This window comes from Bacterioplanoides sp. (genome assembly GCF_965226395.1).
Classification (GTDB): Bacteria; Pseudomonadota; Gammaproteobacteria; order Pseudomonadales; family Oceanobacteraceae; genus Bacterioplanoides.
Genome location: NZ_OZ245358.1, coordinates 36746 through 50769, shown reverse-complemented (window position 1 = coordinate 50769; position 14024 = coordinate 36746). Strand labels below are relative to the sequence as shown.

Annotated in this window: 17 protein-coding genes; 8 read left to right on the top strand and 9 right to left on the bottom strand. The window is 49.3% G+C overall.

Annotated elements, in window-relative coordinates:
* Positions 1-6: 6 nt before the first annotated feature.
* The 5 genes from ACO05E_RS00230 to arsC form a co-directional block, all read right to left on the bottom strand.
* Positions 7-309 (bottom strand): hypothetical protein, encoded by a 303-nt coding sequence (locus ACO05E_RS00230; protein WP_419810995.1) that lies wholly within the window; start codon positions 307-309, stop codon positions 7-9.
* Between the two features lie 117 nt (positions 310-426).
* Positions 427-873, bottom strand: coding sequence for a YtoQ family protein (locus ACO05E_RS00225; protein ID WP_419810994.1), 447 nt, complete (start codon positions 871-873; stop codon positions 427-429).
* 42 nt (positions 874-915) lie between these two features.
* On the bottom strand, positions 916-1305 hold the full coding sequence (locus tag ACO05E_RS00220) for a DUF2069 domain-containing protein (RefSeq protein ID WP_419810993.1): 390 nt from the start codon (positions 1303-1305) through the stop codon (positions 916-918).
* Positions 1306-1917: an NAD(P)H:quinone oxidoreductase gene (gene wrbA / locus ACO05E_RS00215; RefSeq protein ID WP_255856836.1), complete on the bottom strand. Its 612-nt coding sequence runs from the start codon at positions 1915-1917 to the stop codon at positions 1306-1308.
* Positions 1917-2267, bottom strand: a complete 351-nt coding sequence (gene arsC / locus ACO05E_RS00210) for an arsenate reductase (glutaredoxin) (RefSeq protein ID WP_419810992.1) — start codon at positions 2265-2267, stop codon at positions 1917-1919. The genes wrbA and arsC overlap by 1 nt, the downstream gene beginning before the upstream one ends.
* Before the next feature lie 102 nt (positions 2268-2369).
* On the opposite strand from arsC, the gene ACO05E_RS00205 reads away from it, so the two are divergent.
* The 4 genes from ACO05E_RS00205 (at position 2370) to ACO05E_RS00190 (ending at position 6748) form a co-directional block, all read left to right on the top strand.
* Complete coding sequence (locus tag ACO05E_RS00205; RefSeq protein WP_419810991.1) at positions 2370-3623, top strand: YihY family inner membrane protein; 1254 nt, start codon at positions 2370-2372, stop codon at positions 3621-3623.
* A gap of 19 nt (positions 3624-3642) precedes the next feature.
* The gene (locus ACO05E_RS00200) at positions 3643-5019 is read left to right on the top strand and encodes a DUF3422 family protein (RefSeq protein WP_419810990.1); all 1377 of its coding nucleotides are present in this window, start codon (positions 3643-3645) and stop codon (positions 5017-5019) included.
* A 162-nt stretch (positions 5020-5181) separates the two neighbouring features.
* The gene (locus tag ACO05E_RS00195) at positions 5182-5868 is read left to right on the top strand and encodes a hypothetical protein (RefSeq protein WP_419810989.1); all 687 of its coding nucleotides are present in this window, start codon (positions 5182-5184) and stop codon (positions 5866-5868) included.
* Positions 5869-5881: 13 nt separating this feature from the next.
* Positions 5882-6748, top strand: a complete 867-nt coding sequence (locus tag ACO05E_RS00190; RefSeq protein ID WP_419810988.1) for a DUF6268 family outer membrane beta-barrel protein — start codon at positions 5882-5884, stop codon at positions 6746-6748.
* Positions 6749-6781: 33 nt separating this feature from the next.
* Here the strand turns inward: ACO05E_RS00190 and ACO05E_RS00185 are convergent, their stop codons facing one another.
* Both ACO05E_RS00185 and ACO05E_RS00180 read right to left on the bottom strand, forming a co-directional pair.
* Entirely contained in the window at positions 6782-8650 is a 1869-nt protein-coding gene (locus ACO05E_RS00185; protein ID WP_419810987.1) for a DUF885 family protein, read from the bottom strand.
* Between the two features lie 67 nt (positions 8651-8717).
* Complete coding sequence (locus tag ACO05E_RS00180) at positions 8718-8921, bottom strand: transcriptional regulator (RefSeq protein ID WP_419810986.1); 204 nt, start codon at positions 8919-8921, stop codon at positions 8718-8720.
* Positions 8922-9045: 124 nt separating this feature from the next.
* On the opposite strand from ACO05E_RS00180, the gene ACO05E_RS00175 reads away from it, so the two are divergent.
* Positions 9046-9942: a DUF4892 domain-containing protein gene (locus tag ACO05E_RS00175; RefSeq protein ID WP_419810985.1), complete on the top strand. Its 897-nt coding sequence runs from the start codon at positions 9046-9048 to the stop codon at positions 9940-9942.
* Positions 9943-10000: 58 nt separating this feature from the next.
* Positions 10001-11026 (top strand): patatin-like phospholipase family protein, encoded by a 1026-nt coding sequence (locus ACO05E_RS00170; protein WP_419810984.1) that lies wholly within the window; start codon positions 10001-10003, stop codon positions 11024-11026.
* Here the strand turns inward: ACO05E_RS00170 and ACO05E_RS00165 are convergent, their stop codons facing one another.
* Positions 11027-11368: a type II toxin-antitoxin system HicB family antitoxin gene (locus tag ACO05E_RS00165; protein ID WP_419810983.1), complete on the bottom strand. Its 342-nt coding sequence runs from the start codon at positions 11366-11368 to the stop codon at positions 11027-11029.
* Positions 11365-11730 carry a type II toxin-antitoxin system HicA family toxin gene (locus tag ACO05E_RS00160; RefSeq protein ID WP_419810982.1) on the bottom strand — a complete coding sequence of 122 codons (366 nt, stop codon included), beginning with the start codon at positions 11728-11730 and terminating at the stop codon, positions 11365-11367. Before ACO05E_RS00160 ends, ACO05E_RS00165 begins: the two co-directional genes overlap by 4 nt.
* Positions 11731-11848: 118 nt before the next feature.
* Between ACO05E_RS00160 and prmB the strand changes: the two genes are divergently transcribed.
* Both prmB and aroC read left to right on the top strand, forming a co-directional pair.
* Entirely contained in the window at positions 11849-12784 is a 936-nt protein-coding gene (gene prmB, locus ACO05E_RS00155) for a 50S ribosomal protein L3 N(5)-glutamine methyltransferase (RefSeq protein ID WP_419810981.1), read from the top strand.
* A 108-nt stretch (positions 12785-12892) separates the two neighbouring features.
* The gene (gene aroC / locus ACO05E_RS00150) at positions 12893-14002 is read left to right on the top strand and encodes a chorismate synthase (RefSeq protein WP_419810980.1); all 1110 of its coding nucleotides are present in this window, start codon (positions 12893-12895) and stop codon (positions 14000-14002) included.
* Positions 14003-14024: the final 22 nt, after the last annotated feature.

The window sequence follows — 14024 nt, the reverse complement described above, 5'->3', positions numbered from 1 at the left end:
GCTAGTTTATGGGTTAATATTTGATTTCCGTGTGTTTACAAAAATTACGTCGTCAATATCGTAATGCCTGGACTTATTTGAAACGACTATGGTAACTCCATTATCTAGCTTGCACCTAACATTTGGGATGTTTCCGGTTTCAGAAAAGCTCACGCCTTTATCAGTGACGGTACATTCAACACGCACCCTCTCTTCAGCAGAAAAGTAAGCCAATGCTACATAAAATGAAGTTGCCAGGAAGAAAGAGATGATTCCCCATCTATTTTCTTTCATTAAAATGATAAATAGTTTTAATTTATAATTTTTCAAAACTCACCTTAAAAGAACTAACGCTGTATGTGGTGGTTAGAGCAAGGCTTTTGAAAAAGCCGGGCTGTCCTGCTGAGCCAACCCAGCAAAACTCCCGGCTTTTATCTGCCTTAATAATTAACCATCACGATTAATATATTTCAGAATTTCAACCACCTGCTCCGGTGTTTCACACACAGCCATTGCCGCCGCATCCACTTCTTTTAATGGATGAGTCAGAGATGGGTCGTGCTGAACGATCACAGACTTGCCTAACGCCGCAGCGTAACCCGCATCAAAAGCGGCATTCCACTGTTTGTATTTATCGCCAAAGCGAACCACAACAATATCAGCGTCAGCAATCAGCTTGCGGGTACGCAGGCCATTAATTTTCGCGGCTTTATGATCTTTCCAGAAGTTATTTTCTTCTTTGCCTAAAATCTCATCGCCGCAGTCATCGGATGCCGCATGATTGGTATTCGGGCCGGTCAGTTCAACCTCTAATCCAGCTTCTTTTACGCCGTTGGCAATATCATCACGCCAGTCGGTGTGAATTTCTCCGGATAAATAAACCGATAATTTCATCGTTGGATCTCTCTTATCATTTTTTAAATTTTAAATATGGCGCTAGCGCTCGTCCGCTTTTTTCCAGCGGGTAAATAACATACTGCTGATAAATAAGGCGATGGTAGAAAACACCATGCTCCAGCCCCAGAGGGATGCGCCCGGGGTAAACGCCAGTAATACCGCCAGAATAAAATACAGCATGGAAACATAACTCAGCCAGGCGGCCGATTTATGAGAGCGGCTGAAAAATCCGGGCACAAACAGCAGCAGCGGCAGAATTTTAAATAACCAGATGCCAAGCCCAGATGCCAGGAAAATCAGGCCGGAGTCAATACTCTCAGGCGCATCGGAAAATGTTTCGGCCAACAGAATCACCACGGTGACCAGATAACTACTGAGCATCATGGCGTAGGCGGTGAGGGTGTTTTTACTTTCAGCGTTGCGGGTCATTTATTCAGCCTCATGCGGCAGTAACTTCTGCGCCAGTCTGGCAACACGCAGCCCTTGTGCGCGGCACAGGGCAATTTCGGTTTCGCTCAGCTCGTGGCTGTTATCAGCACCGGCCCAGTGACTGGCACCGTAAGGCGTACCACCGGCCTGAGTCTGAGTTAAACCGGCTTCACTGTAGGGGATGCCCGCGTAAATCATGCCGTGGTGCAGCAATGGCATCAGCATGGTCAGCAGGGTGCTTTCCTGGCCGCCATGTAACGACGACGAAGACGTAAAGGCGCTGGCCGGTTTGTCGATTAAAGCGCCGGTCAGCCATAGGTTTGAGGTGGTTTCGAGGAAATATTTCAGCGGTGCGGCCATATTGCCAAATCGGGTTGGGCTGCCAAGCACCAGTCCTGAGCAATGTTTCAGGTCGTCCAGCGAGCAATAAACCGCACCGGTTTCCGGCACGGGTGGCGCGCTGGCTTCACACTCCGGAGAAACCTCGGGCACACAACGCAGTCGTGCCTGCATGCCACTTTGTTGTTCAACACCGCGGGCAATCTGCTGCGCCATTTGTGCGGTTTTGCCATGGCGGCTGTAATACAGCACCAGAACGTAGGCATCGCTCATCAGAGAATCTCCAGCACTTGCTCGGGTGGGCGGCCGATACGTGCCTGGTCGCCATTAATCACAATCGGGCGTTCGATCAGCTTGGGTGAGGCAATCATGGCGGCAATAATGTCATCGTCGCTTTTGCTTTGGTCGGCCAGGTCATGCTCTTTATACGCATCTTCTTTGGTGCGCAATAATTCGCGGGCGGAGATGCCCAGCTTGTTCAGCACCTGTTTCAGTTCATCAGCGTTTGGAGTGTCTTTCAGGTACTCAATAATGCCCGGTTCAATTCCCTGTTCCTGCAATAACGCCAGTGTCTGACGGGACTTTGAACAGCGCGGGTTGTGATAAATCTGGATGTCGCTCATGCTGGTGCACCTTATCTTATGGCTCAGTTCGGTAAAAACGCGTATCAGTATATCATTGCCGCCTGAACATCGTGAGTATTGGAATTTCTGAAAAGGACCACCATGGATCGTTTATTTCGTTCAATTTATCGGGCTATTTCGCATCACGGCCGTGTGTGGCTGCAATTGCTGCTGGTTAGCCTGAAGCGCTTTGAGCAACAACAGCGCCGCCGGGATGCTGCGGCAATGACGTACACCACTTTATTTGCCTTAGTCCCCGTAATTACCGTCAGTTATTCAGTGTTAAGTGCCATTCCGGCGTTGCAGAACTGGGGTGAGGATGTGAACCAGCAGCTGCTGGGTTATGTGTTGCCGCAGGGAAATGAAGTGATCAGCGATTATCTGACACGTTTCAGCCAGCAGGCGCGCAAACTCACCTGGATTGGTGTTGCGGTATTATTTATTACGGTCTTGCTGTTATTACGCACGATTGAAGAACAATTTAATCGCATCTGGAATGTTAAACAGTCGCGCTCGGGTGTCGCGGTGTTTTTACGTTATTGGGCCATTTTAAGCCTGGGGCCGTTATTTTTTGGTGCTGCCTTTGCGACCTCCTCGTTAATTGCCGCGGCGCCTTTGTGGGCGGATGCAACACAACATATTCCGGATATTGCCCGATTATTACCCTGGTTTTTCAGTACCGTGGCGTTAATGGCGCTGTATTTATTGGTGCCGAATTGTAAAGTGCCGTGGCAACACGGGTTATTTGCGGCATTGTTTGTGGCAACGGTATTTGAAACAGCAAAATACGTGTTTGCCCAAATTATTGGTTTATTCCCATCGTATCAGCTGATTTATGGCACCTTTGCGGCGGTGCCTCTGTTCCTGATTTGGGTGTATTTCAGCTGGAATTTAGTGATTTATGGTGCTGAATTAAGTTTTAATTTTGGCCATCTTAATCGCCGTGAAGTGCAGGGGCAGACGTTATTATTGCGCTTAAAAGTAATCGAAGCGCTGGTTAGTGCTCAGCATCGTGCAGAGCCTTTATCACAGGCTCAGCTGGAGCAGCAAACTCGTGCGTTTAATGCCCGTGATATTGATCAGTTTTTGCAGTTAGCACGACACAAACACTGGTTGTTGGTGTCCGAAGAGGGTGGTTTATGCTGGTTGCCAGACCCTCAGCAGCAGACGATGACAGAATTATTGGCCGACCTGCCGCTACAGCAGTTAACCTCGGCTGCGGCACAAGGTAATGAGTTGGATAAGCCAATTCACAATTGGCAACAGGCCTTGATGGAGCGCATGGAATCTCAGGTTAATCAGCCGATTGCTGGCTTCATCACAACGAATACCGATAGAATGCCGCCAAACGAATAAAGCCTGCTAGGGATAGGTTATGAAACACGCAATTCAGGAAATGCTGGCCGATCCGGCGGAAGACAATTCTCCGGATATTGGTGCCTCGTCGTTAACGCTAAAAGTGCATCCATGGCGTTCTTCTTTGTATGAAGAGCTGCATAACCGGCCGTCGCCGATTATTCATGGCAACTGTCAGGTTGCCCATTTTACGCTGTTATTAAACGACAATCGTGAAGCCCTGCATGAGCATGTGGTGGATTTATGTAAGCGTTTTTGTGTGCCTGCTCCCGGCCCGGATTCCTCATGTTTGTATCAGGATTTTGGTGGTTTTGAATTGCGCTGGGAGCGCCATCTGGAATTTTCTAACTTCACCTTTATCTGCCCGGATGTAGAGCCATTTTCCGCCGATGCGCTGAACTTTATCCCCAAAGACTGGCTTGCCAGTTTGCCGGGTGAACTGGTGGTGGCGGTGCAGATGGCAGTGATTGATCAGCCACCTACCGAGCAGCAGCGCCATCGCTGGTTGGAAGGGCAGCGCGCCTCTGGTGCTCAGGTGGCCGATGGCCGTGCTGAAGTCTGGACCGCCTTTAAACTGCATAACGATGGTTTTGGCCGCATTATTACCTGTAATAACGAACTCACTCCTTATCAGATGGGGCGTTTGGTGCAGCGTTTATTTGAGCTGGAAACCTACCGCTTGATGTCGCTGATGGCGTTGCCGGTAGCGCGCAAGTTAGGCGGCGAGTTGAGCCGTATCGAAGATGGTTTGGCGCGCTTAAATGAAAGTATTTCAGATATTGAAGCCGATAAAGACGAACGGACTCTGCTGCAGGAATTGTCGATGTTGGCGGCGGATGTGGAAGGCCATCGCTCGAATACTAACTTCCGTTTTTCGGCCGCCGTGGCCTACCACGATCTGGTGCGTGACCGGCTCGATCAACTGCGAGAAACCCCAATTAATGGGGTGCAGAGTTTGCGTGAATTCCTTGAGCGCCGGTTAACCCCGGGTATTAAAACCTGTAATTCCGTGCGTGACCGGTTGGAAGATTTATCCCGTCGTATTCACCGCACCACCAGTATGTTGCGTACTCGGGTGGATTTATCCATTCAGGAGCAGAATCAATCGTTATTAGCATCGATGGATCGCCGCAGTCATCTGCAATTACGCTTGCAGCAAACGGTTGAAGGCCTGTCGGTGGTGGCGATTGGTTATTATATTCTGTCGCTGCTGGAGATTGGTTTTGACGGCCTTAAAGCAGCCGGTATTGAATCGATAAATTCCGATTTATTGAAAGGTGTAGCATTGCCGCTGGTATTGGGGACTGTTTATCTGGGTGTACACAGTTTGCGCAAATGCATCACCAAAGACACGGATAAACTGGATGCCGAGGCTTTAAAAAAGCCAGCCGAATAAACCAAAGCGGCAAACGAGGAGGCCTGTTTTGGCCGCTGTTTGCCGCTTTTCTCGTTTTTCTTCTCTGTTTTCTTCTCTGTTTTTCCCTTAATTTTTGTCCTTCAGAGGGCTGGCCTGTTAATTGCTGATCAGAACATTATTGTTTTAATCAGGTACACAGGTATGGATATTAATCCCGGCGCTTCCGGTTCGGGTTCATCCGGACGACTGAATTCATTTTCTAACGGCTCTGATGCCAGTCTTAATAGTGCCGGGCGTGAGAAATCAGAAGAATCTGCCGCCCGACGCTTTATCGACCAGCTGAACAGCAGTAATGCTGACCGTGTGTCGCTGTCTTATAAATCCCGGCAATTACATTCTATTCAGGCGGAATTTTTCTCCGGCCCGATTCGCTCCGATCAGATTCCTGAACTGACCCAGCGTTTGTTTGAGGGCGGCTTACTGAGCTCCAGCGAGTATCAACAATTGGGTGGTGTATTACCCAATCAGAAAATATCCGCCGTTTCTGAATCCGTGCATTTTTTAAATCGCTTTATTCTGGATGAGTCGGTTGATGGCGATACCGAAGGCGCTAAATCGTTATTAACGGCGTTGTCAGCTATCGAAGGCATGAATCTGCCCAGCAATGCTGAGCGCCGGGCTCAGGAGCAGGAAGCACTCCAATACGTGTCGGCTTATACCGACATGCTTAAGGAAACCGGTGCTCCGGCCGATATTGTTGAAGGGTTCGAAAATGTCACTGAAGTGCTGCAGGCACTGGATAAGGTTCGTAATAACGAAGCCCGAACCGGCGCTTTGGCCAGCTATGCCAGTGTTGAAGATACCCATAAAGAATTATTTGATAAGTAAGGCTGATAAAAGAATGTTGATGATGGGCAATCAGGCGAAAAATGTTGTGCGACGCAGTGTTGCTATGTTGGCATTACTCGCGAGTATGCCGTTGATGGCTAATACGGCAGGTTTGCTGGTGACATCCGAAGGGCCGGGGTCGCCGGAGTCCGGCGCTGGCGATGAATTTTCCAGCAGCCAGGTCAGCTTAACCCTGCCGTTGGAAGATCGTGGCAGTCGTCAGGAAAAAGTCCGTACGTTTTTCCATATTGATCAAACCAAGTTTGATCTGGAAGGTACAACGGCTGCTCAAGGTGAATATTATTGGATATCGCTGCCGTTGCAGTATCAGCAGCGCCGCAGCCGTAAAAACGAGTTTCTGGTTAACGCCGAACTGGGCTTAATGACGGACCTGAATAAAATTGAATCCGATGCCCTGGCGCTGAATCTTGAATTATTGGGCCGTCGTTATCGTAATAATGGCAGCTTCTGGCAGTACGGCGTGGTGGTTGATCGTTCTTTTGGTGATTACAACCCACGCCCGGCGTTGGCAGTTTCGTGGGAAGCCAGTCGTCATACTCAAGTGCTGCTGGGTTTTCCGCGAACCCGAGTCGATACCCGCTGGAGCAAATCATTGTCTACCTTCCTGCATATCCGTCCGGCCGGAGGCGTCTGGCGTGAAGAGATTGAAGGTCAGAGTAAATCGGCCAGCCTGAATTACCGTAACTGGCGTTTTGGTATTGGTGGTGAGTTTCACTGGCGCGGTCATTTATGGCTCACCGGTGAAGTGGGTCAGACCCGGTTACGCACGATTGAAGGGCGGGATGAAACCAATGCCAAAGTGACCAGCCGCCCGGGCGACGATGCTTACACCCAGATTGGCGTCCGGGTGCGTTTCTGAACCCGTTCGCTCTGTATCTGGTTAATCCGGCCTTTAATCTAACAAATACTGTTCAGCACTAAAGGCCGGAACCGCTCCCAGTTTTAACCAATCACTGATCACAACTGCTTGTTCAGCATGAGCATGTTTTTCCTGAGCTTGTTGCAACAGCGAAGCAATATGCTGGTAGCCCATAACGGTTTGCAGTGTGGTAGCCGGATTGTCTTTAATCTCACGAATTATCTGCTGAACAGCAACTTCATTTAAATTGGTATTTCTCTGCAAAAAGCTGGTCGCTTGTGCAACTGGCCAGCTTTTACCATGAAGTCCAAGGTCGGTAATGGCCGAGGCGATTTCCTGAATCATTTGACGCTGAAATAACAGCTGCAATAACGCCTGCTGCTGCGTGCTGTTTTCTGCTGCCAGTTGGATGGCATATAAACGCCAGCCGCTGTTAAATTCTGCCATGGTCGGCTGATTGCGAAACTCTGGTAATGACGGATTTTCATCAGCCAGTGCCATTTGAATAAACTGACCCGGAGTTCCGTACATCATATTATTTAACAGGATGTCGTGGCTGTTAAAAGTAGGAAACTGGCGCTCAACGGCTGTTGGATAAATCGTATGAATATCCAATGGTGTTTGTGGAATGGCGGCTAAATAATAAGGCAGCTCATTGGCTAGCTGTTGCAATGACTGGCGCTGAAATCCACGACGCTTTTGACGGGTTAAATCAGGATCGTCAGAAGCAAACGATTGTGCCTGTTGATCCAACCAGGCAAATGCCTGCGGCAGTTGAGTCAGTGTATGTGCCTGAGTATCTTTTTCGTTGGCGTCCGTTTGATTTTCGGCACCAGCAAATCCCGATGCCTGCGCCAGATTAATAAACTGCTGCTGGTGGTCGATTAATTGCTCAGATAATTGTTGAAATAAATGGTGAGCATCCAGTTCGGTTTGAGAATAATGCGCCGCTAATAACTGGTAGTAACGCATGCCTTGTGGTTGTTTGCTCAGGGTATTTTCTTCGGTTGCAATGCTGGCCAGACGTTCCAACTCATCCGCTAGTTTCTGATAAGCCGGTTGTGCTTTTTTAGTCAGTGTTTTATAGAGTTTATTCAGCAGCACTTTTTCGGATGAAGGGTACAGCGACAGTGCTTTAACTTTGCGATTAAAATCCAGCCAAAGCTCACTGTTGCGGGCATTTATTTTCTGATATTGATTGCTGAATTGTTGCGCCCGCTGCTGATTTTTCAGCAGTAATGCTTTTTCTGAAATAACTCCTTGCTGCTCACGCCATTGCAGCCATTCCTGCCAGCGTTTAAATAATTGTGGCAGCGCTTCAACCCGGTCAATGTAATCGTGCGCGTCTTCGACGTTACTGATGGCATGATGGTGTAATAAAATATCCTGGCTAACTAATAACCAGTTTTGATTGCTGCTAAGGCGGTAGAGGCTGCTTGAGTTGGCGCTATCTGCCAGTGGCTCCTGCAAATAGGCCAGCGGTGAGATTAAGCGTTCAAACTCAATCTGGTGTAATAAAGTCTGGTAACTGGCTGCTTGTTGTTTGTCTAATGCCTGTTCATCGATGGCGGCCATGCGTTGGTGAAATTGCTGCAGCTGGTTGTTGCGCTTCTGATGCGCCTCCAGCGAAATATCGTCCCAGTTAAATTGCTGCGCTACACCCAGCTGACTGGCTAATACCGGACTTTGTTCAACTTGCCACTGGCTGTATTCCTCAAAAAGCTGGCTGGCCTGCTGGCTGAATTGTTGTTTTTCGGCAGCGCTGAATACTTTGGCTGGTTGGATTTCGACTGCGGGTTGGTCGTTTTTTTCCGCTAATGACTGGCAGCCGGATAGCAGCGCCGACAAGGTGATGGTTGAAGCACATAACAGCAGAATTTGTTTTGCAGATACCGTAGGCATATTCGCTCGCCAAGAAAAATCAATCGTAGAAAGCGAGCGAGTGTAACAAATTATCGCCTGAGCGGAATCAGCGACGCAGATTGGGCATCACAAACGCAGACTGATTGGCGCTGAATGAATGCTTGCTGATGATATCGTGAACATGACCGCATTGATCGCAGTACACCACATAAAACCATGGGGTGCCGTTTTTAGCGGTTTCGGTGCTGGGTTTGGATGCAAAATGTTCAATACCTTCGCAATCACATTTCGGGCATCTCGGGTCAGACATTCGGATCTCCAGAATAAAGCGTAAAAAAGTGAATATAACGTTCTGGCCAGTATAGGCAGTATCCCAATTTGATGACAGACTGGGGCTTAAGTTCCATAGCGTTATTTTGAACAGGCAGCCGTTAATGAGCATCACCCGGATTGTTGTATTGGTTTTAAGTGCATTCAGTATAAGTGCATTGAGTGTTCCGCTACATGCCGATACATCGGTATCGGTTGATGCGTTTCAACCCGCGCGGCTGCTACAAGACAGCCAGTCGGATGTGAATCATTACCGGCTGGTTCTGTCAGAGCTCAAACGCACACGGGCAACAACCTATGGTGAACAGGAAAAACGCTTAAGTGGCCAGCTATGGCGACGTTACTGGGCGGTTGAACCAGAGTTTTCACTGAACGAGGTAAGCGATTATTTTGCCGCTCAGTTCCAGCCACTTGAGCGTTTATATCAATGCCGTGGACTGGATTGTGGCAGCAGTCATTTCTGGGCTAACGATGTGTTTGATAACAGCCGTTTAGTGGGGCGTGAAGCCAATCAGCGTTATTGGGCTGCCTTGCAGACCATGGAGAATGGCCTGAATCGTGTTTGGGTTGCATATGTGGTGCAGCGCGGTTCTGGTCAGGTTTATGTGGCGCTGGATCGTTTTGATACAACAGAAGAGGTCAGTCTGAAGCTGGTCACTCAAACTCAGATTCAGGCCGCCTTACGCCATAGTGCCGGTTGGCTCCCCGGGCTGGTGGTTGACAATGGCATGTTGCAGCAGGAAGACAGTGGCAATCTGATTCAGGTGCTGAGCGGCTTGTCGGCCAGTGATAAGCGTCGTTTGTATCTGATGGTGCATTGCTACGACGCCAGCCAGATGAGCGATAATCTGCGTTGCTCCGAACGTCTGGCAAAGCAATTGCGTGTGGCGACCTATAACGGTCAGCGAGAGTTAAATATTCTCGGCCAGGGAGCGTTGAGTCCGGCACCGGATTCCGGGTTGGAGCCTAGGTTGCGCTACGTTTTCTGGCCTCAACGCTAATTGCTCTATAGCTTGTTATTGTTTACCTCAAGGACTTTTTACCTTAAGGACTTTGTCGATGAATGATCAATCATCTATGCAAACAAACGGAAAAACCGTCTCTTTGTGCCTCGGCAGTGGTGGGGCAAGAGGTTACACCCATATTGGTGTGATTGATGAAGTGCTGGCACGGGGATACGACATTACTTCAATCTCCGGTTGTTCAATGGGGGCCATCGTTGGTGGTTTCTATGCCGCCGGGCGGCTGGAGGCTTTTCGTGAATGGGTCACTGATCTGACGTATCTGAAGGTCTTAAAGCTGGTGGACTTTAGCCTGGTATCGAATGGTGCTATCCGTGGCGACCGCATTTTTAATACGCTGGACGATATGTTGGACGGCGTTCAGATAGAAGATCTGCAACTTCCGTTTACTGCCGTAGCGACTGATCTGACGCATAAAAAAGAATTGTGGTTTCAGAAAGGTTCCTTAAATAAAGCCATTCGGGCGTCGGCGGCCATCCCCAGTCTGCTCACACCTGTGATCAGTAACGGACGTATGCTGGTGGACGGTGGCGTGTTGAATCCATTGCCGATAGCGCCGTGTGTTTCAGCCCACGCGGATTTTATTATGGCGGTGGATCTGAATGCGGATATTCCGATGCCAGCGGATTTTGCACCTGAGCCGCAGCCCAGCCCGGAGCAAAAAAGTGATTGGTTTGACGGTGTGGTGAATACAGCCTTGGATAAAGCCGGGCAAATTCTGGATCACTTTGATAATAAACCCGCCACGTCAAAAGAAGCGTTGGCTCCGTCAGAAGACGCACCGGTTAAACAGAGTGCACCGCATCTGGCTCAGGAGAATCTGGGTAAGCTGGAAATTCTCAATCAGATGTTTGAAGTGATGCAGGCTTCGTTATCCGGCTTTAAAACCGCTGGTTACCAGCCAGACTTACTGATGCGTGTTCCGGCAACCTGCTGCGAGTTTTATGAGTTTTACCGCGCTGACGAGATGATTCGATTGGGGCGCCATATCGCCAGTGAAGCGCTGGATGCATTTGAACAGAAGGGTGCCAGTAGCTTGTATGGCTTAGGGCAGAGGCCGTAATTACGTAGTTGAATGAGATCTGGCGATCTTTTCACGAATGGCGTCACAAACAAAAGCATTCAGACTTTGACCTTCTGCGGCAAGCACTGCCTCACGGTGTAGCTCTTCTCCAGTGCGGATATTAAATGAGCCTTTGCAAGGAATCTGAGGTGTGCGGCCAAGCTCCTCGCACGATATTAGGTATTCATCGACAGAGCGCTGAAATTCTTTCTCTAACTCTTTCAGCGTGATGGCTTCATAGGTGACCGTATCCCGGATAAACGCCAGCTTGCCGAATAAGGTGTTGCTTTCCAGCTCAGGCTCGATGGTGCCTAAATAGTTTTTATAGCGTAAATAAGTCATAACCAGCCTTCTTGCTTGAGATGGGCTTTAACCGATTTTAAAGCGCCGCCTTTTATTTCATTTTCAGGATGAGGCTTATGTAGCAATAATAAAGCATCATTCCTCTGGTGATAAAAGCGAACCCGAGAGCCAGACATTTCCTTTTTCTCATAGCCAAGTTGTGACAGTAGCGTCACCAGATCACTCCAGGGGAAAACCTTTCTTGAATCGCTAAGCTTACTCAATAGCTTCTCTTGTTTGCCCATGGCTAGCTCTTTTTCGTCCTGAAAAATCAGAGTATAGAATTCAAACAATTGATCTGCAACTATGGTTAGTTGCAAGGGGTGATTGTCTTCAACTATGTGCTGAATATCAATAACCACCTTGGCCTTACATCGCCCAATCGCTATTAAGCCGAACTTGCTGATAGCGAAAGTGCGTTGTTAGGGCAAACAAGGTACACTAGCGCGCTTTTCAGTGATCCAATCAACAGGAATCCCGGTGTCCGTACTCGAACTTCAGAGCGATGATCTTTCCCTTCAGCAACAGGCCGTTGAAGCCATTGAGCAGCTGCTTACGGTGCAGGATTTGGTGCGTTGGTCGGTGAGCCGTATGGCGGAAGCGGGCATTTATTTTGGTCATGGTACGGACAACCCGCAGGATGAGTCGGTACTGCTGGTAACCCATGCATTAGGGTTGCCCTGGAATCAGGCTGATCAGTGGCGCGACTGTCGCTTAACCCGCAGTGAGCGCGAAACCGTGGTATCTCTGTTGGTGACTCGTATTGAACAGCGCGTACCAGCGCCGTATTTGGTGGGTGAAGCCTGGTTCTGCGGCTTGCCGTATCTGGTGGATGAGCGGGTGTTGATTCCGCGTTCCCCAATTGCTGAGCTGATTGAGACTAACTTTCAGCCCTGGCTGCAACATCAGCCAAAGCGCATTATGGATTTATGCACGGGCAGCGGTTGTATTGGTATTGCCTGCGCGATGCAGTTTCCGGACGCCGAGGTGGAGTTATTGGATATCTCCTTTGATGCGCTGGCGGTTGCCGAGGAGAATATTCAGCGCCTGGAGGTTCACGACCGGGTGGTGGCATTGCAGTCGGATTTATTCTCAGCGGCACATGGGCGCTATGATCTGATTGTGTCGAATCCACCGTATGTGGATGCCGATGATATGGCGTGTTTGCCAGATGAGTTTCACCATGAGCCGGAGCTGGCATTAGCCGCGGGCAACGATGGCCTGGATCTGGTGCGGATTATGTTAAAACAGGCGCGTGATCATTTAACGGATGATGGTGTGCTGGTGGTTGAAGTGGGCAACAGCTGGCCTGCGCTGGCGGATGCGCATCCGCAGCTACCATTTCAGTGGCAGGAATTTGAACGCGGCGGCCACGGTGTGTTTGTATTACGCGCAAAAGACCTTGATGCCTTATAAGGCGAGCAGTAAATCGGGCGCGGAATAGATCAGGCATAAGGTAGCAGCCTGATCGGACGATTCAGAATATAACGACAGAATATAAGTTTGCAGTGAGTTGATAGAAGTATGTCTGGAAATACCTTCGGCAAAAGTTTTACCGTAACCACCTTTGGTGAAAGTCATGGCCTGGCATTGGGTGCCATTATTGATGGCTGCCCTCCGGGTATTGAGTTGACCGAAGCCGATCTGCAGGCGGACCTTGATCGACGCAAGCCGGGTACCTCAAAGTTCACCACTCAGCGCCGTGAACCGGATCAGGTGAAAATCCTGTCGGGTGTGTTTGAAGGCAAAACCACTGGAACTTCCATTGGTTTGCTGATTGAAAATACCGATCAGCGCTCTAAAGATTACTCCAATATTGCCAAAACCTTCCGCCCGGCCCACGCGGATTACGCCTATACCCAGAAATACGGTTTCCGTGATTACCGTGGTGGTGGCCGCTCTTCAGCCCGTGAAACCGCGATGCGTGTTGCTGCCGGTGCCATTGCTAAAAAGGTACTGGCCGCCAAAGGTATTGAAGTGCGTGGTTATTTGTCACAACTGGGCCCAATTAAAATTGATGACGCTAACTTCGATTGGAATGAAGTGGCGAACAACCCGTTTTTCTGCCCGGATGCCAGCAAAGTATCTGAGATGGAAAGCTATATGGATGCGTTGCGCAAAGAGCAAAACTCCGTAGGAGCCAAAATCAGCGTTGTCGCTTCCGGTATGTTGCCGGGATTAGGTGAGCCGATTTTTGATCGTTTGGATGCGGAACTGGCCCATGCTCTTATGAGCATCAACGCGGTGAAAGGTGTGGAAATTGGTGATGGCTTTGACTGCATTGACCAGAAAGGCACCGACCATCGCGACGAGATGACCGCGGAAGGCTTTTTAAGCAATCATGCTGGTGGCATTGTTGGTGGTATTTCAACCGGGCAGGACATCATTGCCCATATGGCGCTGAAGCCAACGTCCAGCATTACTATCCCGGGTCGTTCAATTGACAGTGATGGCAACGAGATTGAAGTGGTAACCAAAGGTCGTCATGACCCGTGTGTAGGGATTCGTGCCACACCAATCGCTGAAGCCATGATGGCGATTGTATTAACCGATCACCTATTACGTCATCGTGCCCAGAACGCCGATGTGCAGTGTGAAACGCCGGTTATTTCTGCCACCGTCAATAACGATTAATTCGCTGCGGCGACGATAAGAA